The organism is Streptomyces sp. MGP-P1 (assembly GCF_057766565.1).
The window spans coordinates 1,656,100-1,675,386 of sequence record NZ_JBYMEM010000007.1 but is presented as its reverse complement, the minus strand read 5'-3'; the positions used below and the strand labels follow the sequence as shown (position 1 = coordinate 1,675,386).

Below are 19,287 nucleotides of genomic sequence, written 5' to 3'. Positions count from 1 at the left end.
GGTCACTCGGGCAGCTCGGCCCGCCAGGCCGTGATGTTCAGCTCGTCCATGTACCGGATGTCGTGACCCTCCAGCGGGTAGACCCGCGCCCCCGCGTCGGGGGCGGCGGCCAGCTCCAGGGCGTCGGCCATGACGAGCTCGCCGCCCTCCTGGGTGGAGACCCAGGCGAGCATCGACCGCGCGGTGCCGCCCGGCTTCAGGGTGAGCGCCTCGGGGCCCCGGTCGCGGCCGAACTGCGAGCCGGCCGGGTTGACCTTCACGGGGAGGCGTTCGCCGTCCTCGCCGAGCGCCTGGACCGAGGGGTAACCGTCGACCCGGTAGGGCTTCGAGCCACAGTTGGTCAGGGTCAGGGCGACCGCGCGGCTCATCATCGCGGTCAGCACCTCCCCCATGGTCACCACGGCCCCGGAGGCGGGGCACTTCTCCGGCGGGGTCTCGGGCGGGGTGGAGGCCGGGCCGGTCCCCGCCGACTCGCCGTGGGCGGGGGTCGGGGGCAGCGGCTCGGGCGCGGACGGTGCCGGAGCGGGGCGCGGAGGCGGACGGAGCGGGCTCCGGTTCCTCGCCCTCGCCGGCCGGGACGAGAAAACCGGAGCAGCCGGTCAAGGCGGTCAGCGCCGCCGCCAGCAGCACGGCGGAGACCCGTCTCCGCACCCGCGCCCGCCCCCGTACGCCCATCCCCATGCCCCCTCGCCACGACCGCCGCCGCGCCCCGTCGTCCGTGCGTTCGATCATGTCAGAAGGGGGTCGAGCAGCCGCCACCCCTACGGACTCTTCAGCGTCCCTTGCCGGTCACCCCAAGAAGATCTAAGTGGACCTACAGGGTTCCGGGAGCCGACACTTCGGACATGACCGCAACCGCACCGCGCCCCTTCGGCCGCACGCTCTGCGCCATGATCACCCCCTTCGACGCCACCGGGGCCCTGGACCCGGACGCCGCCCGTGCGCACGCCGCGCGCCTGGTGGCGGAGGGCTGCGACGGGATCGTCCTCAGCGGCACCACGGGCGAGTCCCCCACCACGACGGACGCCGAGAAGTCCGCCCTGCTGCGGGCCGTCCGGGCGGAGGTCGGCGACGGGGTGCCGCTGCTCACCGGCGTCGGGGGCCCGGACACCGCGCACACCCTGCGCCTGGCGCGTCAGGCCGAGGAGGCGGGCGCGGACGGACTGCTGGTGGTCGGCCCGTACTACAGCCGCCCGCCGCAGGCCGCCGTCGAGGCGTACTTCCTGCGGGTCGCGGACTCCACCGGACTGCCGCTGATGCTGTACGACATCCCCGGCCGCACCGGCATCCGGATCGAGCCGGAGACCCTGCTGCGGCTTGCGGAGCACCCGCGCGTGGTGGCGGTGAAGGACTGCTCCTTGGACCTGCTCGGCTCGACGAAGGTGCTGGCCCGCACCTCGCTGGCGTACTACTCGGGCTGCGAGGAGCTGAACCTGCCGTTGTACGCGGTGGGCGGCGCGGGCTACGTCAGCACCGTCGCGAACGTGGCCCCGCGCCAGGTACGGGCGCCGCTGGACGCGTTCGACGCGGGCCGCACCGACGAGGCGGCCCGGCTCAACGGGCTCACGGCGCGCCTCACCGAACTGATGATGGCGAGCGGCCTCCCCGGAACGGTCACCGTGAAGGCGCTCCTGGACGCGGGACCGGTCCGGGAACCGCTGCAGCCCGCCGGGCGCGAGGCGACCGACGGGCTGCGGGCGGCGTACGAGGAGCTCCTCGCTCCCTGCTGAACGGGTCAGTTGTGGGCGTGCAGGACCTCGTTGAGGCCGCCCCACACCGCGTTGTTCGGGCGGGCCTCCACGGTGCCGGTGACCGAGTTGCGGCGGAAGAGGATGTTGGAGGCGCCGGACAGCTCGCGGGCCTTGACGACCTGGCCGTCCGGCAGCGTGACGCGGGTGCCGGCGGTGACGTACAGACCGGCCTCGACGACGCACTCGTCGCCGAGCGCGATCCCGACGCCCGCCTCCGCGCCGACCAGGCAGCGCTCGCCGATGACGATGCGGACGTTCCCGCCGCCGGAGAGGGTGCCCATGGTGGACGCGCCGCCGCCGATGTCCGAGCCGTCGCCGACGACGACGCCCGCGGAGATGCGGCCCTCGACCATGGAGGTGCCGAGCGTGCCCGCGTTGAAGTTGACGAAGCCCTCGTGCATGACGGTGGTCCCGGTGGCGAGGTGAGCGCCGAGCCGGACGCGGTCGGCGTCGGCGATGCGTACGCCCTTGGGGGCGACGTAGTCCGTCATCCGGGGGAACTTGTCGACCGAGGTGACCTGGAGGTGCAGGCCCTCGGCGCGGGCGTTGAGCCGGACGCGCTCCAGGTCGTCGACGGCGACCGGGCCGAGCGAGGTCCAGGCGACGTTGGCGAGCAGCCCGAACAGCCCGTCGAGGTTCTGGCCGTGCGGCCTGACCAGCCGGTGCGAGAGCAGGTGCAGGCGCAGATAGGCGTCGTGGGCGTCGAGCGGCTTGTCGTCGAGCGAGGAGATGACCGTGGACACGGCGACGACCTCCACGCCGCGCCGGGCGTCGACGCCGAGTGCCTTGGCGGCGCCCTCGCCGAGCCGGTTGACGGCCTCGTCCGGGCCGAGGCGCGTCGTACCGGCCGGGCCGGGGTCGGAGGTCAGCTCGGGGGCGGGGAACCAGGTGTCGAGGACGGTGCCGTCACCGGCGACGGTGGCGAGGCCGGCGGCGACGGCGCCGGTGGTGCGGGCAGAACCCTGGGAAGTCGTGTCGGTCATGGACGCAACCTAACGGGCCGGGGCCCGCTCGGGCGAACCGGTCTCGGCGTGGGGCCCTTTTCCCGCCACCCGCGCCCGCTCCCCCGGCGCGGGCAGCCCGCGGCGGTGGCGAGCGGGGCGCGGCGGTGGCGAGCGGGGCGCGGCGGGGGGTGGCCGGAGCGGGGCGCGGCGGGGGCTGGAGCGGTCCCGAACGGTCACCTCGCATCCATCACCGGTCTCACCTCAAGGACGGGAGGAACCGCCGGGACCACGGGGGTGTGTCGACGCAGGGGGCGTATCACCCTGCCGGTCAGCAGAGTGCGGGGGACATAGCCGAAGCGGCGGGAGTCGACGCTCACGGGTTGGTTGTCGCCCAGGACCAGGTAGTGACCGGGTGGCACGATCGAGCCAGGGGGGACGTCCAGCCGCCCGGCCATGAGCGCGGGGACCGGGTCGCCGGGTCCGGCGGCGATCCGTTTGATGATCAGGCCCTCACGCCTGAGCCCCTCGTCCCAAGCGCCGGAAGGCGGTTCAAGGACGACGACGTCTCCCCGGGCCACCCGGCGCGGGCGGCGGCGTACCAGGACGCGGTCCCCGTCACGGAGGGCGGGTTCCATGCTCGGGCCGGTGACGGTGACGGCCAGCAGGCGGTTCCGCAGCAGACGGCGGGCGAGGCGCACGATCACGCGGGGCCTCCGCTCCGGGAGGTTCCGGCCACCACTTCGGCGGGCAGCCGCGGCCCGGCATCGCCGGCCATGGCCGGCGGGATGGGTACGGAAGTCCCGGCGGCGTGCGCACCGGCGTCGGGCGCGTACCCGCTGGCTTGGAGGGTGAACAACCGGGCGTACACCCCGGAACGGCGCATCAGGTCGGCGTGCGGCCCCCGTTCGACGATCCGGCCGTCCTCCAGGACCACGATCACGTCCGCGTCGCGCAGGGTGTTGAGACGGTGGGAGATGAGCAGTCCCGTCCGGCCCGCCCGGTGGCGGCGCAGCCGGCGGTGGATCTCGTACTCCGCCTCGGGATCGAGACCGGAGCCGGGCTCGTCGAGGACGAGGAGGTCGGCGTCGTCCCGGATCAGGGAGCGGGCGAGGGCGAGCCGCTGCCACTGTCCGCCGGAGAGGACGACTCCGGTCGTGGCGTCGTCCTTGTCCCGCTCGCTGAAGAAGATCCGGCTCAGCAGGGTGTCGTAGCCGTGAGGCAGGCCGGTCAGCCGGTCGTGGATTCCCGCGACGCGGGCGGCCTCCTCCACCCGGTCGCGGTCCTGGAGTGCGGTGAGGTCGCCGAGGGCGATGTTCTCGCGGGCGGTCAGGTCGTACTCCATGAAGTCCTGGAAGGTGGCCCCCATCCGGCGGCGCAGTTCACGCGGGCACAGTTCGCGCAGGTCGACGCCGTCCCAGAGGATCTGTCCCCGGACGGGGTCGTAGAACCGGCACACCAGCTTCACCAGCGTGGACTTCCCGGCGCCGTTGAGACCGACGAGGCCCACGGCCTGTCCGGCGGGCAGGACCAGGTCGACGCCCCGGAGGACCCAGGGCTGGTCCTCCCCGTAGCGGAACCACACGTCGCGGAACTCCACCGAGTGGCGCAGCGGCGGGACGGAACGCGGCCGGGCGGGTACGGGCAGGTCGGGCCCGGCGTCGGTCACGGTGAGGAAGTGGCGGAACATCAGGAGGGCGTGGTGGCCCGTGGCGAGTTCGACGGCGAGTCCGGCCAGCGCCGCCTGGACCGCGGGCAGGGCGGTGACCAGGACGGTCACTCCGCCGACGGTGATCTGTCCCGAGCGGGCGGCCGAGACCGCCCACAGCAGTCCGGCCCCCGCGACCAGGGCGGAGAGCAGCGCGAGTCCCGCCTGGACGGCCAGCTCCTGACGGTCCATGCTTCGTTTCGCCGCATCCGAGGTGCGGCGCTCCTCGACCATCCGGTCACCGAGGAAGCGCCCCAGGCCGAAGAGCCGGATCTCCTTCGCGGCCCGCAGGTCGGTCAGCAGGGCGCTGTAGAACAGCTCCCGACGCTCCACCGGGCCCACCGACCAGACGAGGGCGGCCCGTCGGCGGCTGAGCGCGATCTCGGCGCCGAGGACGAGGACGCCGGAGGTCAGGACGGCCGCCGCCATCCAGGGGCCCAGCAGGGTGAGCGCGCCGAGGAATCCGGTGAGGGTCACCACCGCGCCGACGGTGCCGATGACGCTGCCGACCGCGTCGACCGGCGCGCTGCCGCCGTACTGACGGGCCATGCGCAGCCGGTCCAGGAAGCGCGGGTTCTCGTAGGGGCCGATGCCCGTGAACCGGTCGACCGCGGTGTGGAGTTCGATCTGGGCGCGCAACCCGACCGCCCGGCCGAGCTGGGTCCGCAGGTACTGGAGGAACTGGGGCACGACGGCGAGGGCGACACCGCATCCGACCAGCAGCAGAACCGGGCCGGTGAGGGAGCCGCCGGCGAAGGGGTCGGTGACCAGGCGGTCGATCACGGTCTTGAGGGTCCAGGCGGCGGTGACCGGGGCCGCGGACGCGGCCACCGTGAGCAGCAGCCAGCCCGTCAGGGTGGCGGGCGCGGCCCGGCGGGCCAGACGAACCGCGGCGACCAGGACGGTACGGAGCGGGGAGTGGCCGGGTTCGTCGTCGGGCCGGGCGGCGGGGGCGGGCCTGGTCATCGGGCGGCGACGGGGGTCCGGGGCCACCGGCCGACTTCCGTCACCACGAGACCGCCGTCGGCGCTGTGCCCCACCCGTACACAGCTGGGAAACGCCTTGGCGGCGAACGCCGTGGTCACCGGACCGTCATAGGGTTCCTGGACGGTCGGCACCACGGCGGCCAGGGCGGCGGCCATCGATCCGGCGTCCTCGCCCGAGGGGCCCGGCCCGTGCGGGTCCCCCGCCTCGTGTGAGCTGGAGGAGTCGTCGACGACGACGGCGAGCACCTGCCGGGCCTCCTCGGGCCGGTCCGCGTACCGGGCGACGAAGCCGGGCAGTCGGTCGCGACAGGGCTCGCAGGTGGGCGAGAAGAACGCGACGAGGGTTCCGTCGGTGAGATCCCGGTCGGTGACGGGGCTGTCGGACGGGCCGGCGGTGAAGGAGGGCACAGGGGTGCCGACGGCCGCGATCCCGGACATGCCTCCGGGCATGGCGGCGGCCGGTGCCGATGCCTGGCGCAGCAGGTCGGAGTGTTCTCGCAGCCGGCGGACGACGCCGACGGTGAGTACGAGGTCGACCAGGGCCAGGGCTCCGACGGCGAGGACGGCGGCGGCGAGCGGACTCACGGGGTGGTTTCCTTTCGGGGCAGGGGACGGAAGAGCGCGACGAGGTCGTCGAGGGCCGTGACGAGCAGGCCGAGGACCGCGCCCGCGAGGGAGGCGGTCAGCACCGCCACCGGGCCGCCCGCGTCCGGGCCGCCGGCGGCCACGGCTACGAGGCCGGTGACCGCCGCGGCCAGCAGGATGGAGTTGCGTACGGCGTGTACCGCGCCGAGCGGCGTCGCCGTACGGCCGAAGCAGCGGCAGGGCGTCCGACGGCCGCTACGGGCGGCGGCGACGGCCAGCGCGGTGAAAGCGGTGAGCAGCACGGCGGCGATGCCGAACCCGGCGACGAGTACGGTCGGCGGAGCGAGGAGGCCGGGCAGGGCGAAGGCGGGTACGAGGACGGCCTCAGCGGTCACCACCAGCGCGGCGAGGGGGCGGGCGGGCAACGGGACGGGGAGCCGCAGGGCTCGCACGGTCCCGGTGAACTCCGCGAAGGCGGCCGGGCTGTGGACCTTGCCGAGCACGGAGCGCGCGAACACCAGCAGCAGACAGCCACGGACCGCCCAGACGACGAGTTCCACGACGGTGTCCTTTCTGAGGGGGCGGCAGCGAGGGGAACCGACAGCGCGGCACGCACCCGGGGTGCTGCCCCCGAGAGGCCACCGTCAGGTCGCCTCCCAGGGGTGATGCCGTCAGCAGGTGGCGCAGCGCATATCCACGTACACCCGAGTTCCGTCGGAGCAGACCCGATAGGTGAAGATCGCCCTGAAACCGGTGCGGTGACACATCGGGACCATCACCGAACCGCACCTCTCCTCGGTCCAGCACTCGACGGCGGCAGCCGCCTGCGCTCGGGGAACCAGGTGGTCGACCAGCGAATCGGACAGGTTCCGGATCCAGTCGCGCATGGAGATCCTTTCGTCTTCGGTCGGGGAGAGGGGTGCCGGGGACAGGTCAGCCGTTGCAGCGGGCGCAGCGGACGCCCCGGAAGGTGCGGGTGCCGTCGGCGCACACCTGGTAGATGAAGTAGCCCCAGCGGCCGGTGGAGCCGCAGAGCTGGAGCGGCCCCTGCTGGCAGACCTCCTCGGTCCAGCACTGGGTGGCGGCGGCGGCCTCGGACTTGGGGACCAGGCGGTCGATCAGGGCATCGGAGAGGTTCTCGAACCAGGCGCGCATGGCAGATCCTTCGGTCAGTGGGTGAGCGGTCGGCCCGGGGCGGGCCGGCCGGTGCGGCGCTCGCAGCGGTGGCGCGGGGGAAGCCGACCGCGGCCCGCCCGGATGTGGCCGGACCACGGTCGTTCGAGGGCCTGTTCCGGCCCCGTCGCGGAGCCGGGTCGCCCGGTCGGCGAGCCTTCTCCTACCGGCGCCCGGTGGGGCCGACCGTCCGGGGTCCCCGGACGGTGGGGCCAAAGAGCCGGGCGGGTTCTGGAACCGCTGGTGCAGGGAGATCCTCTCGGTGGGTGAGGGACCCGCGGTGTGCTCCCGGCAGCTTGCGTGGGAGCGCCTTCGACCCCGTCAGCTTCCGTGGGCGCTCTTGCAGGAATCTTGATCGGATCTGAAATCGGCGGCGGCCGGTGGGGCGGCACTCGGCAGACGGGCGGAGCGCGTTGGCAATCTGGTACGGAGTCCTCGGGGAGATCGAGGCCCGGCGGGACGGGCGCCGGGTGGATCTGGGCCCGGCCCGGCAGCGGACCGTCCTGGCGGCACTGCTGATGGATGTGGACCGGGTGGTTCCGGTGGACGGACTGGCGGAGCGGGTCTGGGGCGACCGCCCGCCGCGCCGGGTCGCGGCGGCCGTGCACACCTATCTGTCACGGCTGAGGCGGGCGTTGGAGCGACCCGCGCCGGACGACGGCGTACCGGGCGGTGCTGGTACGGGGCGGCCCGTGATCGTGCGGCGGCCCGGCGGGTACGCGGTGCCGGCCGGTCCGGGCACGGTGGATGTGCATCTCTTCCGCGATCTGGTCGCCCGCGCGCGGTTGGCCGACGACGGCGGGGCGCTGGAACTGTACGACCGGGCGCTCGCGCTGTGGCGGGGCGAGCCGTTCGCGGCGGTGGACACCCCGTGGTTCAACGCGGCGCGGGTCGCGCTGTCGGAGCAACGGCACGCCTGCCGCCTGGACCGCAACGATGTGGCACTGCGGCTGGGGTGTCACGGCGCGCTGTTGCCGGACCTGGGCGCCTGCCACGACGAGCGCCCCTGGGACGAGCGGCTGACCGCCCAGTTGATGATCGCGCTGAGCCGCAGCGGACGGACGGCGGATGCGCTGCGCTGCTTCGAGCGGGTGCGGTGCGCGCTGGCGGAGGAGTTGGGCAGCGATCCGGGGCCGGAGCTGCGGCGGCTGCATCAACGGGTGCTGGCGGGCGATGCGGCGCTCGGGCCGGCCGGGCGGCCGGGCTCGTCGGCGCCGGGCTTCTTCACGGCGTCCGGAGCACCCACGGAAGCGGACTCCCGGCCGCTCCCCGGTGGGCCGCGGGCCGGCACGGTGCCGCGCGAGCTGCCCTCGGCGACACGGCACTTCACCGGGCGTGCCTCCGAGCTCGCCCTGCTGGACGAGGCGTTGGCCCGGTCGCCGGACGGGACGGCGGACGAGACGGCGCGCATGACGGCGGGCATGGCGGGATCCGGCGGCCCCGGCGCAGGGCCGGTGTGTGTCATCAGCGGCGGTGCGGGGGTGGGGAAGACCTCGGTGGCGCTGCACTGGGCGCACCGGAACCTCCGCCGTTTCCCCGACGGGCAGTTGTACGTGGATCTGCGCGGGTTCGCCCGCTCGGGCGGTCCGCTGACGCCCGCCGCGGCGCTCCGACTGCTGCTGTGCGGTCTCGGCGTGGACCCGGCGGCGGCACCGGCGGGCCGGCAGGCGCTCGCCGGGCTGTATCGGAGCCTGGTCGCGGACCGCCGGGTGCTGATCGTGCTGGACGACGCAGCCGACGCCGAACAGGTCGCGGCGCTGCTGCCGGGGAGCGCGGGGGCGGCCGTACTGGTCACCAGCCGCCGTCGACTGACGGGGCTCGCCGTCACCCAGGGGGCGCACGCGGTGTCGCTGTCCACCCTGTCCCGGGCTGACTCCCGGGAACTCCTCGGGCACCGGTTGGGCGAGGCGCGGCTGGCGGCCGAGCCGGAGTCGACGGCGGCCGTCCTGGAGCAGTGCGCGGGTCTGCCGCTGGCGCTCGGCGTGGTCGCGGCGCGGGCGGCGGCCCGGCCGTGCTTTCCGCTGGCGGACCTCGCCGAGGAGCTGCGGGACGCGACGGGCCGGCTGACCGCTCTGGGCACGGGTGATCCCTCGGCGGATGTCCGGACGGCGCTGCGTCTGTCGTACCGGGCGCTGAGCGGTGCCGCGGCCGGGGCGTTCCGGTTACTGTCGGCGGCGCCGGGGCCGGACATCGGGCTGGGCGCCGCAGGGAGTCTGCTGGGCTGTTCCCCGGTGTCGGCGCGGGTGGTGCTGCGGGAGCTGGAGGCGGTCCATCTGCTGGAGCAGCACTGGCCCGGCCGGTATCGGATGCACGGGCTGGTGCGGGTGTTCTCGGCCGAACTGCGGGAAGCGGGACCGTTCGAGCGGGCGCTGCGGCGGGTGCTGGACCACTACGCGCACACGGCGTGGGCGGCCCGCCGGCTGCTGGGCCCGTACGGGCACCGGCCGGTGTGGCTGGGGCCGCCGCTGCCGGGGGTGACCCCGCAACGGCCCGCCGACCGGCGTGCGGCGGGGGCGTGGTTCCACGCCGAATGGGCGTGTCTCACCGCCGCCCGACGGCTGGCGGAGCGGCGGGAGTGGGACTCGGTGGTGTGGGAGCTGGCCCTGGTACTGGACGGCCTGGTGCTGCGGCGGGGCCGGGTGTACGGGGCAGGGGGCAGGGCCGCAGGAGCGGGAAGGGGCGAGCTGTCCGGCGGGGGGCGCCGCCGGGCGGTCCTCGGCCGTCGCCCGGGGTACGCCGTGGTGGAGACCGGGGCGCGACAAGGCGGTGCGGACGGCGAGGGCGGTGGGGGCCGGGTACCGGCGGGGGCCGCGCCGACGTTGCCGTGCCTGGCGTGAGGGACCACGCCCCGGCAGAGCGCGGCGACTGCGCCCACGAACTCGCTGGTGAGGGAGACGGCGCGGGGCGGCCCCACGGTGAACTTCAGCGACTGCCGCCGCCGTCCGCGATCCGGGCCAGCATCTCGCGGGTGCAGGGCGCGTCGAACGTGCCGCCGGTGAGCAGCGCCTGAAGACAGACGCCGTCCATCAGCGCGACGAGCGCCCGCGCGGTCTCCGGGTCGGTGTGCCGGGACAGCAGCTCGACGGCCTCCTCGGTCCACTCGGCGGCGACGGGGCGCAGCACGGGGCGGCGCAGGGCCGCGAGGTAGAGCTCGTACTCCAGCTCGATCGCCCCGCGTTCGCCCGCGAACCACCGGCCCAGCAACCGCGTCAGCTCCTCCGCGAGATCGGCGGCCCCGACGGGTCCCGCCAGGGCCTCGCTGCCGCGCAGTTCCTGCACGAAGTTCTCGTTGCACCGGCGCAGGGCGGCGACCAGGAGCTCGTCGAGGGAGCCGAAGTGGTACGTGGTCGAGCCGAGCGGCACATCGGCCTCGGCGGCCACGGTCCGGTGGCTGAGGCCGGCCATGCCGTCGGCCGCTATCACCCGCAGCGCGGCGTCGATGATCCTCGTCCGCCGCCCGGGGTCGTACCGCCGGGCCATCAGTGCGCCCCGCCCAGGTTGAGGACGACGACCCCGGCCACGATCAGGGCGATGCCCGCGATCTTGGCCAGGCCGCTGGACTCCCCCAGGAACAGGATCCCGATGAGGGCGACGGCCGCGGTGCCGACGCCGGCCCAGATGGCGTAGGCGGTGCCCACGGAGAGCGTCTTGAGGGTCTGGGCGAGCAGGGTAAAGGCGATGAGGTAGCCCACCACGGTGCCGATCGAGGGCCAGAGCCGGGTGAAGCCCTCGCTGTACTTCATGGCCGTCGTCCCGGCCACCTCCGCCGCGATGGCGGCGGCCAGAAGTCCGTATGCGTATCCCATGTGTACGACTGTACACAACGTTGCGTACGACCGTACATATCATCGGCCCACGTGGGGGGCGCTACGGTGTGCCGACCGACCACACGGCCCGTGACGCGGGCCGACGACACGACGGAGAAGCAGTGGCGCAGGATGCAGGGTGGGGCGGCGGCCCGTACGGGGGCGCGCCCCACGGTGGGGGGCCCTTCCACGGGGGCGCGCAGGGACCGGGCGGGGGATGGAACGGCGGGTGGGCCGCACCGCCCAGGCCGGGGGTCATACCCCTGGCGCCGCTGAGGGTCTCGGACATGCTCAGCGGCGCCTTCTCGACGCTCGGGCGGTACTGGAAACCGCTGATCGGGATCGCGCTGACGCTGTTCGGTGCCGCGACGCTCGTCATGATCGCCGCACTGGTGGCCGCCGGCGCCGCCGTCGCGAGCCAGTGGGACGAGCTGACGGCCGGCTCCCCGGGGTCTCCGGACGCGGCGCAACTGGTCCCACTGGGCGTCGCGTTCGGCGTACTGATGGTCATCGGCATGATCGTCTACCTGCTGGCGTCCGCCGTGGTGCAGGCAGCGGTCCCGGTGGTCCTCCAGGAAGCCGTCCTGGGCCGCCCGATCGGCTTCGGGGAGGTCTGGCGGCGGGCGTGGTCGCGGGTCTGGTCGATCCTCGGCACGGTGTTCCTGACCGGGCTGATCATGGTCGTCCCGATGGCGCTCATGATGGGAGCCGTCGCCGGGCTGATGATCTACGCCGTGTCGCTGGGCGACGAGGACGGCGTCGTGCCGCTGATGGTGGCCGGCTTCCTCGGCGCCCTGCTCGTCGCACCGGTGGCGATGTGGCTCTACGTCCGCTTCTCCCTGGCCCCGACGGTCGTGGTCTTCGAGCACCAGCGTCCGGTCGCCGCCCTGCGCCGCTCGGTGCAGCTGGTGCGCGGCAGCTGGTGGCGGGTCTTCGGCGTCTGGCTGCTCGCCGTCGGACTCGCGGCCGCGATCGGCTACACGATCCAGCTGCCGCTCCAGATGGTCGGCCTGATCCCCGGCGTGTTCGACCCGGCGGACATGGACGCGGACCCGAGCGGCGGGCAGATCGTCGCGATGCTCGGCGGCGTGCTGCTGCTGTCGTTCATCAGCCAGATGATCGCCCAGCTGTTCACGGCGATCTTCCCCCCGCTGGTGGTCGGCCTGCTGTACGTCGACCTCCGGATGCGCACGGAGAACCTGGGCCCGGTCCTGGCCGAGGCGGCGGCAGCGACCCTGCCCGAGCAGTACGGCCCCCCGCCGCCTTCCCACGTCTGAGCACGCGGGGGCCGGGCCCCGGCTCAGTCGGTCAGGGTCCGCTTGGGGCGCAGCACACAGAACTCGTTGCCCTCCGGATCGGCCATCACCACGAAGGTGGCGTCCGGCCCCTGTCCGACGTCCACCCGCCGGGCGCCGAGTGCGAGGATCCGCTCGACCTCGGCGTCCTGGTCGTCCGGCGTCAGATCGAGGTGCAGCCGGTTCTTGACCGTCTTCCCCTCGGGCACGGGGAGGAAGCACATGCCCGGCAGCGCGGTCTCGTGCACGCCGATGATGATCTCCTCCTCGTGCTCGAAGAGCACCTGCCAGTCCAGCACCGCGCTCCAGAAGCGGGCCATGAGCGGCAGGTCGTGAACGTCGACGGCGATGTGGTAAATGGAGACGGCCATGCCCGCCAGTCTGCCTGGCGGGCATGGCCGTTCATCGCTTCTCGCGGAGCGTGTCAGACGTTGAACCCCAGCGCACGGAGCTGCTCGCGTCCGTCGTCGGTGATCTTGTCCGGGCCCCACGGCGGCATCCAGACCCAGTTGATCCGGAGCTCGTTGACGATGCCGTCCGTGGCGGACTTCGCCTGGTCCTCGATGACGTCGGTCAGCGGGCAGGCCGCGGACGTCAGGGTCATGTCGAGGGTGGCGATGTTGGCGTCGTCGACGTGGATGCCGTAGATCAGGCCCAGGTTGACGACGTCGATGCCCAGCTCGGGGTCGACGACGTCGTACAGCGCCTCGCGGACCTCCTCCTCGGAGGCCGGCTTCATGGTCGCGGTCTCGTTGTCGCTCATGCGGTCTTCCCTTCGGACAGCGCCTTGGCCGTCGCGTCCTTCCACGCCATCCAGCTCAGCAGCGCGCACTTGACCCGGGCGGGGTACTTGGAGACGCCGGCGAACGCGACGGCGTCCTCCAGCACCTCCTCCATCGCGTCGTCCGGCTCCAGCTGGCCCTTGGACTGCATCAGTTCCAGGAAGGTCTCCTGGATCTTCCGCGCCTGGGACAGCTCCTTGCCGACGAGCAGCTCGTTCAGCACGGAGGCGCTGGCCTGGCTGATGGAGCAGCCCTGGCCGTCGTAGCTCACGTCGGCGATGGTCTCGCCGTCGTACTTCACCCGGAGCGTGATCTCGTCGCCGCACGTCGGATTGGTGTGGTGCACCTCGGCGTCGCCGTCCCGCAGGCCGCGCCCGTGGGGGTGCTTGTAGTGGTCCAGGATCACTTCCTGGTACATGGATTCAAGCTTCACCAGTCAACCCTCAGCCGAAGAAGTTCCGGACGTGCTCCAGACCGTCCACCAGGGCGTCGACCTCGGCGGGCGTGGAGTACAGATAGAACGACGCTCGCGTCGTCGCGGGAATTCCGTACCGCAGGCAGACCGGGCGGGCGCAGTGGTGGCCGACCCGGACGGCGATGCCCAGCTCGTCGAGGACCTGGCCCACGTCGTGCGGGTGGATGTCGCCGAGCGTGAAGGAGATCGTGGCCCCGCGGTCCTCGGCCGTCGCCGGACCGATGATCCGCAGGTCCGGAACCTCCAGGAGGCGCTTCACCGCGTACTCGGTGATCGCCTTCTCGTGGTTGTGGATCTTCTCCATGCCGATCGCCGAGAGGTAGTCCACAGCCGCGCCGAGGCCGACGGCCTGGGCGATCGGGGGCGTACCGGCCTCGAACTTGTGCGGCGCGGGGGCGTACGTCGAGGAGTGCATCGACACGGTCTCGATCATCTCGCCGCCGCCGAGGAACGGAGGCAGGTCCTCCAGGAGCTCCTGCCGTCCCCACAGCACGCCGATGCCCGTCGGGCCGACCATCTTGTGGCCCGTGAAGGCCACGAAGTCGGCCTGGAGCGCCTGCACGTCCAGCACCATGTGCGGGGCCGCCTGCGAGGCGTCGATGCAGACCAGCGCGCCGACCTGCTGGGCGCGGCGGATGATCTGCTCGACCGGGTTGACGGTGCCCAGGATGTTGGAGACCAGCGTGAAGGAGACGATCTTCGTCTTCTCGGTGATGATCTCGTCGATGTTCGACAGGTCGAGCCTGCCGTCGTCGGTGATGCCGAACCACTTCAGCTTCGCCCCGGTGCGCTGCGAGAGCAGCTGCCACGGCACGATGTTGGAGTGGTGCTCCATCTCCGTGGTGACGATCTCCGTGTCGCTGTCCACCCGATAGGGCTCGTCCGCCCAGCCGAGCATGTTCGCCACGAGGTTGAGCGACTCCGAGGCGTTCTTGGTGAAGATCACCTCGTTGCGGCTCGGCGCGTTGATGAAGGCCGCGACCTTGTCACGGGCGCCCTCGTACAGCGCGGTGGCCTCCTCGGCGATCGTGTAGACGCCGCGGTGCACGTTCGCGTTGTGACGCTCGTAGTACGTGTTGAGCGCGTCGAGGACCTGGCGCGGCTTCTGCGAGGTCGCCGCGGAGTCCAGGTACACGATCTTCTTGCCGTCGTGGACCGTGCGGTCCAGGATCGGGAAGTCCTTGCGGATCGCCTCGGTGTCGAGGAGGCCGGTGAGCCCCTGTCGGGCGTCAGTCACGCGGAAGCGCCACCCTTCGTGTAGGCCTCGTAGCCCTCGTTCTCCAGCTGGTCGGCCAGCTCGGCGCCGCCGGAGGCCGCGATACGGCCGTTGGCGAAGACGTGCACGAAGTCGGGCTTGATGTACTTCAGGATGCGGGTGTAGTGCGTGATCAGCAGGGTGCCGACCTCGCCGGTCTCGCGGACCCGGTTGACACCCTCGGAGACGGTCTTGAGCGCGTCGACGTCCAGGCCGGAGTCGGTCTCGTCCAGGACGGCGATCTTCGGCTTGAGGAGCTCCAGCTGAAGGATCTCGTGGCGCTTCTTCTCACCGCCGGAGAAGCCCTCGTTGACGTTGCGCTCGGCGAAGGCGGGGTCCATCTGGAGTCCGGCCATCGTCTCCTTGACCTCCTTGACCCACGTACGCAGCTTGGGGGCCTCGCCGCGGATGGCGGTGGCGGAGGTGCGCAGGAAGTTGGAGACCGAGACACCGGGGATCTCGACCGGGTACTGCATGGCGAGGAACAGGCCGGCGCGGGCCCGCTCGTCGACGGACATCTCCAGGACGTCCTCGCCGTCCAGGGTGACCGTGCCGCCGGTGATCGTGTACTTGGGGTGACCCGCGAGCGAGTACGCGAGGGTGGACTTGCCGGACCCGTTGGGGCCCATGATGGCGTGGGTCTCGCCCTGCTTCACGGTCAGGTCGACGCCCTTGAGGATCTCCTTCGTGGCGTTGTCGGCCTCGACGGTGACGTGCAGGTCGCGGATTTCAAGCGTTGCCATGGGTGACTCAGGACTCCTGGGTGACGGAGACGAGCACATCGTCCCCTTCGATCTTTACGGGGTATACGGGGACGGGGCGCGTCGCGGGAAGGCCGGACGGCTTGCCGGTGCGGAGGTCGAACGACGATCCGTGCAGCCAGCACTCGATCGCGCAGTCCTCCACCTCGCCCTCCGAGAGCGACACGTTCGCGTGCGAGCAGATGTCGTTGATCGCGAACACCTCGCCCTCGGTGCGGACGAGCGAGACGGGTGTGCCGTCGAGCTCCACCCGCTTGGGGGTGTCGTCCTCCAGCTCACTCAGCGCACAGGCCTTGACGAAGGACATCAGACGGACGCCTTCAGCTCGGTCTCGATCTTCTCGAGGAGACGCGCTTCGACGTCCGGCAGACCGATCTGCTGGACCAGCTCGGCGAAGAAGCCGCGCACGACGAGACGGCGGGCCTCCTCGGCCGGGATACCGCGGGACTGGAGGTAGAAGAGCTGCTCGTCGTCGAAGCGGCCGGTCGCCGAGGCGTGGCCGGCGCCGACGATCTCGCCGGTCTCGATCTCCAGGTTGGGCACGGAGTCGACCCGGGCGCCGTCGGTGAGGACGAGGTTCCGGTTCATCTCGTAGGTGTCGGTACCCTCGGCCGCGGCCTGGATGAGGACGTCGCCGATCCAGACGGCGTGCGCGCCGTCGCCCTGGAGAGCGCCCTTGTACACCGCGTTGGACTTGCAGTGCGGGGTGTTGTGGTCGACCAGGAGGCGGTGCTCCTGGTGCTGGCCCTGGTCGGTGAAGTACAGGCCGAAGAGCTCCGCCTCGCCGCCGGGGGCCGCGTAGGCCACCCGGGGGTGCAGGCGGACGACGTCGCCGCCGAAGGTGACGACGATCGACTTGAACGAGGCGTCCCGGCCGACCAGCGCGTTGTGCTGGCCGACGTGGACGGCCGTGTCGTCCCAGTCCTGGACGGAGACGACGGTGAGCTTCGCGCCGTCGCCCAGCACGTAGTCGACGTTGGCTGCGAGCACCGCGTCACCGGTGTGGTCGATGACGACGACGGCCTCGGCGAAGGCGCCCAGCTCGATGAGCTGGTGGCCGTAGGCAACGCCGCCCTCGCCGTGCACGGTGATCCGGACCGGCTCGGAGAGCACGGCTTCCTTGGCGACCGTGACGACCGAGGCCTGCTCGAAGGAGCTGTACGCCTGGGCGGCGACCCGGTCCACCGGGGTGCCGGCCTTGCCGAGCCGCGAGTCGTCGCGGCCGACGGTCTCGACCGTGACGCCCTCGGGCGCCTCGATCGCGACCTTCACGCCGCCGCCGCTCGCGACCGCGGTGCCGTCGTGCAGACCGCGCAGCCGCTCCAGCGGCGTGAAGCGCCACTCCTCCTCGCGGCCGTGCGGGACGGGGAAGTCCGCGACGTCGAAGGACGGGGGTGCGCTCATGCGGGTGGCGACGGTCGACTCGGCGGCCACCGCGATGGAGCCGGCGGTGGTGGAGCCCACCGGAGTGTTCTGAGCCTCAGCCATGGCTGTCGTAGTGCTCGCTTTCTCAGTCAAGAAGGGGGGTGGTTCGGTGGGGTGCGGGGACGGCCGCGAACGGCCGTCCCGGTGGTCCTCGGACGAGGACCTAGCCGACCGAACCCTCCATCTGCAGCTCGATCAGCCGGTTGAGCTCCAGGGCGTACTCCATGGGCAGCTCCTTCGCGATCGGCTCGACGAAGCCGCGCACGATCATCGCCATGGCCTCGAACTCGGTGAGTCCGCGGCTCATGAGGTAGAAGAGCTGGTCCTCGGAGACCTTGGAGACGGTCGCCTCGTGGCCCATCGACACGTCGTCCTCGCGGACGTCGACGTAGGGGTAGGTGTCCGAGCGGGAGATCGTGTCGACGAGCAGAGCGTCGCAGAGCACGTTGGACTTCGCGCCCGGCGCGCCCTCGCCGATCTCGATCAGACCGCGGTAGGACGTACGGCCACCGCCTCGCGCCACCGACTTGGAGACGATGTTGGAGGAGGTGTTCGGGGCCATGTGGACCATCTTGGCGCCGGCGTCCTGGTGCTGGCCCTCGCCCGCGAAGGCGATGGACAGGGTCTCGCCCTTGGCGTGCTCGCCCATCAGGTAGATGGCCGGGTACTTCATGGTCACCTTGGAGCCGATGTTGCCGTCGACCCACTCCATGGTCGCGCCCTCGTAGGCCACGGCCCGCTTGGTGACCAGGTTGTAGACGTTGTTCGACCAGTTCTGGATGGTCGTGTAGCGGCAGCGGCCGCCCTTCTTCACGATGATCTCGACCACGGCGCTGTGCAGCGAGTCCGAGGAGTAGATCGGGGCGGTGCAGCCCTCGACGTAGTGGACGTAGGCGTCCTCGTCGACGATGATCAGCGTCCGCTCGAACTGGCCCATGTTCTCCGTGTTGATACGGAAGTAGGCCTGGAGCGGGATTTCCACGTGGACGCCCTTGGGCACGTAGATGAACGATCCGCCGGACCACACGGCCGAGTTCAGCGAGGCGAACTTGTTGTCACCGACGGGGATGACGGTGCCGAAGTACTCCTTGAAGAGCTCCGGGTGCTCCTTCAGCGCGGTGTCGGTGTCCATGAAGATGACACCCTGCGCCTCCAGCTCCTCGTTGATCTGGTGGTAGACGACCTCGGACTCGTACTGCGCGGCGACGCCGGCGACGAGGCGCTGCTTCTCCGCCTCGGGGATGCCGAGCTTGTCGTACGTGTTCTTGATGTCCTCGGGCAGTTCCTCCCAGGAGGCCGCCTGCTTCTCCGTGGACCGCACGAAGTACTTGATGTTGTCGAAGTCGATGCCCGACAGGTCGGAGCCCCAGTTCGGCATGGGCTTCTTGCCGAAGAGCTTGAGGCCCTTGAGCCGCAGCTTCAGCATCCACTCGGGCTCGTTCTTCTTCTCCGAGATGTCGCGGACGACAGCCTCGGAAAGGCCGCGCTTCGCCGCCGCGCCTGCCGCGTCGGAGTCGGCCCAGCCGAATTCGTACGTACCCAGACCCTCGAGCTCAGGGTGGGCAGTCTCCGTGGGGAGCGTCATGCGGGGTTCCTCCCGGCCGTGCTTGCAGATGCTGAATGGGTGGTCTGTGGGGGTGGAGCGTGGCCACTGCGCGGCACGTAGGTCGTGCACACGCCATCACCGTGGGCGAGGGTGGCCAGACGCTGCACATGGGTCCCGAGGAGGCTGGAGAAGAATTCCGTCTCCGCCTCGCACAGCTGTGGGAACTGCTCGGCGACATGCGCCACCGGGCAGTGGTGCTGGCACAGCTGCTCGCCCTGCTGCGGGCCCGGCGCGCTTCGCGCCATAGCAGCGTACCCGTCGGCCGACAGGGCCTTGGCGAGGGCCTCGGTGCGCCCTTCGGGCGCCGCGGCCTCGACCACGGCGCGGTACGCCTCGCCCACCGCGGCCATCCGGGCGCGGGCGAAGGCGAGGACCGCCTCGTCCCCCCCGGACTCGGCGATGAAGCGCAGGGCGTCGGCGGCCAGCTTGTCGTAGGACTGGTCGAAGGCGTCCCGGCCGCAGTCCGTCAGGGCGAACACCTTGGCGGGCCTGCCTCGGGTCCGCGCCCCGTAGACCCGCTGTTCGCGGGCTTCGACGACATCGTCGGAGACGAGGGCGTCCAGGTGGCGGCGGACGGCCGCCTGGGTGAGGCCGACGCGCTTGGCAAGGTCTGCGGCGGTGGAGGGGCCGTGGTCCAGGATGGAGCGCGCGACCCGGTTGCGCGTCGAGCGCTCACCGGTCGCGAGTTCCTCCTGTGGAGCCCGTCCGTCGTATTTCACAACACCATTGTTGCGTAAT

22 protein-coding genes are annotated in these 19,287 nt (G+C 72.0%); 3 read left to right on the top strand and 19 right to left on the bottom strand.

Annotated elements, in window-relative coordinates; genetic code table 11:
* Positions 1 to 2: 2 nt before the first annotated feature.
* On the bottom strand, positions 3 to 392 hold the full coding sequence (locus tag AC3CH1_RS28990; protein WP_488466761.1) for a DUF4232 domain-containing protein: 390 nt from the start codon (positions 390 to 392) through the stop codon (positions 3 to 5).
* A 453-nt stretch (positions 393 to 845) separates the two neighbouring features.
* On the opposite strand from AC3CH1_RS28990, the gene AC3CH1_RS28985 reads away from it, so the two are divergent.
* A complete protein-coding gene (locus AC3CH1_RS28985; protein ID WP_488465594.1) occupies positions 846 to 1,730 on the top strand; it encodes a 4-hydroxy-tetrahydrodipicolinate synthase family protein in 885 nt (294 codons plus the stop codon).
* Between the two features lie 5 nt (positions 1,731 to 1,735).
* Here the strand turns inward: AC3CH1_RS28985 and dapD are convergent, their stop codons facing one another.
* From dapD to AC3CH1_RS28950, 7 genes are all read right to left on the bottom strand, one after another.
* The gene (gene dapD, locus AC3CH1_RS28980) at positions 1,736 to 2,734 is read right to left on the bottom strand and encodes a 2,3,4,5-tetrahydropyridine-2,6-dicarboxylate N-succinyltransferase (RefSeq protein ID WP_488465593.1); all 999 of its coding nucleotides are present in this window, start codon (positions 2,732 to 2,734) and stop codon (positions 1,736 to 1,738) included.
* A 194-nt stretch (positions 2,735 to 2,928) separates the two neighbouring features.
* The gene (locus AC3CH1_RS28975) at positions 2,929 to 3,399 is read right to left on the bottom strand and encodes a S26 family signal peptidase (RefSeq protein ID WP_488465592.1); all 471 of its coding nucleotides are present in this window, start codon (positions 3,397 to 3,399) and stop codon (positions 2,929 to 2,931) included.
* Positions 3,396 to 5,366 (bottom strand): ABC transporter ATP-binding protein, encoded by a 1,971-nt coding sequence (locus AC3CH1_RS28970; protein ID WP_488465591.1) that lies wholly within the window; start codon positions 5,364 to 5,366, stop codon positions 3,396 to 3,398. The genes AC3CH1_RS28975 and AC3CH1_RS28970 overlap by 4 nt, the downstream gene beginning before the upstream one ends.
* Positions 5,363 to 5,971: a redoxin domain-containing protein gene (locus tag AC3CH1_RS28965; RefSeq protein ID WP_488465590.1), complete on the bottom strand. Its 609-nt coding sequence runs from the start codon at positions 5,969 to 5,971 to the stop codon at positions 5,363 to 5,365. Before AC3CH1_RS28965 ends, AC3CH1_RS28970 begins: the two co-directional genes overlap by 4 nt.
* A complete protein-coding gene (locus AC3CH1_RS28960; RefSeq protein WP_488465589.1) occupies positions 5,968 to 6,531 on the bottom strand; it encodes a MauE/DoxX family redox-associated membrane protein in 564 nt (187 codons plus the stop codon). Before AC3CH1_RS28960 ends, AC3CH1_RS28965 begins: the two co-directional genes overlap by 4 nt.
* A 111-nt stretch (positions 6,532 to 6,642) precedes the next feature.
* Positions 6,643 to 6,858, bottom strand: coding sequence for a hypothetical protein (locus AC3CH1_RS28955; protein ID WP_488465588.1), 216 nt, complete (start codon positions 6,856 to 6,858; stop codon positions 6,643 to 6,645).
* A 46-nt stretch (positions 6,859 to 6,904) separates the two neighbouring features.
* A complete protein-coding gene (locus tag AC3CH1_RS28950) occupies positions 6,905 to 7,126 on the bottom strand; it encodes a hypothetical protein (protein ID WP_488465587.1) in 222 nt (73 codons plus the stop codon).
* A 431-nt stretch (positions 7,127 to 7,557) separates the two neighbouring features.
* Here AC3CH1_RS28950 and AC3CH1_RS28945 point away from each other — a divergent pair, with 431 nt between their 5' ends.
* Complete coding sequence (locus tag AC3CH1_RS28945) at positions 7,558 to 9,981, top strand: AfsR/SARP family transcriptional regulator (protein ID WP_488465586.1); 2,424 nt, start codon at positions 7,558 to 7,560, stop codon at positions 9,979 to 9,981.
* 85 nt (positions 9,982 to 10,066) lie between these two features.
* On the opposite strand, the gene AC3CH1_RS28940 is transcribed toward AC3CH1_RS28945, so the two are convergent.
* Both AC3CH1_RS28940 and AC3CH1_RS28935 read right to left on the bottom strand, forming a co-directional pair.
* Positions 10,067 to 10,624 carry a TetR/AcrR family transcriptional regulator gene (locus AC3CH1_RS28940; RefSeq protein WP_488465585.1) on the bottom strand — a complete coding sequence of 186 codons (558 nt, stop codon included), beginning with the start codon at positions 10,622 to 10,624 and terminating at the stop codon, positions 10,067 to 10,069.
* Positions 10,624 to 10,950 carry a DMT family transporter gene (locus AC3CH1_RS28935; protein WP_488465584.1) on the bottom strand — a complete coding sequence of 109 codons (327 nt, stop codon included), beginning with the start codon at positions 10,948 to 10,950 and terminating at the stop codon, positions 10,624 to 10,626. The genes AC3CH1_RS28940 and AC3CH1_RS28935 overlap by 1 nt, the downstream gene beginning before the upstream one ends.
* A gap of 287 nt (positions 10,951 to 11,237) precedes the next feature.
* Here AC3CH1_RS28935 and AC3CH1_RS28930 point away from each other — a divergent pair, with 287 nt between their 5' ends.
* Positions 11,238 to 12,227 (top strand): DUF7847 domain-containing protein, encoded by a 990-nt coding sequence (locus tag AC3CH1_RS28930; protein ID WP_488465583.1) that lies wholly within the window; start codon positions 11,238 to 11,240, stop codon positions 12,225 to 12,227.
* A gap of 23 nt (positions 12,228 to 12,250) precedes the next feature.
* Here AC3CH1_RS28930 and AC3CH1_RS28925 read toward each other — a convergent pair whose 3' ends face one another.
* The 9 genes from AC3CH1_RS28925 to AC3CH1_RS28885 all read right to left on the bottom strand — a co-directional run bounded on the left by AC3CH1_RS28925 (position 12,251) and on the right by AC3CH1_RS28885 (position 19,268).
* Positions 12,251 to 12,616: a VOC family protein gene (locus AC3CH1_RS28925; RefSeq protein ID WP_488465582.1), complete on the bottom strand. Its 366-nt coding sequence runs from the start codon at positions 12,614 to 12,616 to the stop codon at positions 12,251 to 12,253.
* A gap of 53 nt (positions 12,617 to 12,669) precedes the next feature.
* Positions 12,670 to 13,008 (bottom strand): metal-sulfur cluster assembly factor, encoded by a 339-nt coding sequence (locus tag AC3CH1_RS28920; RefSeq protein ID WP_003969897.1) that lies wholly within the window; start codon positions 13,006 to 13,008, stop codon positions 12,670 to 12,672.
* Positions 13,005 to 13,460, bottom strand: coding sequence for a Fe-S cluster assembly sulfur transfer protein SufU (gene sufU, locus AC3CH1_RS28915; protein ID WP_026290469.1), 456 nt, complete (start codon positions 13,458 to 13,460; stop codon positions 13,005 to 13,007). The genes AC3CH1_RS28920 and sufU overlap by 4 nt, the downstream gene beginning before the upstream one ends.
* 10 nt (positions 13,461 to 13,470) lie before the next feature.
* Entirely contained in the window at positions 13,471 to 14,739 is a 1,269-nt protein-coding gene (locus AC3CH1_RS28910; protein ID WP_488465581.1) for a cysteine desulfurase, read from the bottom strand.
* Positions 14,736 to 15,500, bottom strand: coding sequence for a Fe-S cluster assembly ATPase SufC (gene sufC, locus AC3CH1_RS28905; RefSeq protein WP_007448470.1), 765 nt, complete (start codon positions 15,498 to 15,500; stop codon positions 14,736 to 14,738). Before sufC ends, AC3CH1_RS28910 begins: the two co-directional genes overlap by 4 nt.
* 7 nt (positions 15,501 to 15,507) lie before the next feature.
* Positions 15,508 to 15,825 (bottom strand): bifunctional 3-phenylpropionate/cinnamic acid dioxygenase ferredoxin subunit, encoded by a 318-nt coding sequence (locus tag AC3CH1_RS28900; protein WP_265602306.1) that lies wholly within the window; start codon positions 15,823 to 15,825, stop codon positions 15,508 to 15,510.
* Positions 15,825 to 17,006 (bottom strand): Fe-S cluster assembly protein SufD, encoded by a 1,182-nt coding sequence (gene sufD / locus AC3CH1_RS28895; protein WP_488465580.1) that lies wholly within the window; start codon positions 17,004 to 17,006, stop codon positions 15,825 to 15,827. Before sufD ends, AC3CH1_RS28900 begins: the two co-directional genes overlap by 1 nt.
* Before the next feature lie 100 nt (positions 17,007 to 17,106).
* Positions 17,107 to 18,528, bottom strand: coding sequence for a Fe-S cluster assembly protein SufB (gene sufB / locus AC3CH1_RS28890; protein ID WP_030568051.1), 1,422 nt, complete (start codon positions 18,526 to 18,528; stop codon positions 17,107 to 17,109).
* Positions 18,525 to 19,268: a helix-turn-helix transcriptional regulator gene (locus AC3CH1_RS28885; RefSeq protein WP_265602303.1), complete on the bottom strand. Its 744-nt coding sequence runs from the start codon at positions 19,266 to 19,268 to the stop codon at positions 18,525 to 18,527. Before AC3CH1_RS28885 ends, sufB begins: the two co-directional genes overlap by 4 nt.
* Positions 19,269 to 19,287 lie beyond the last annotated feature (19 nt).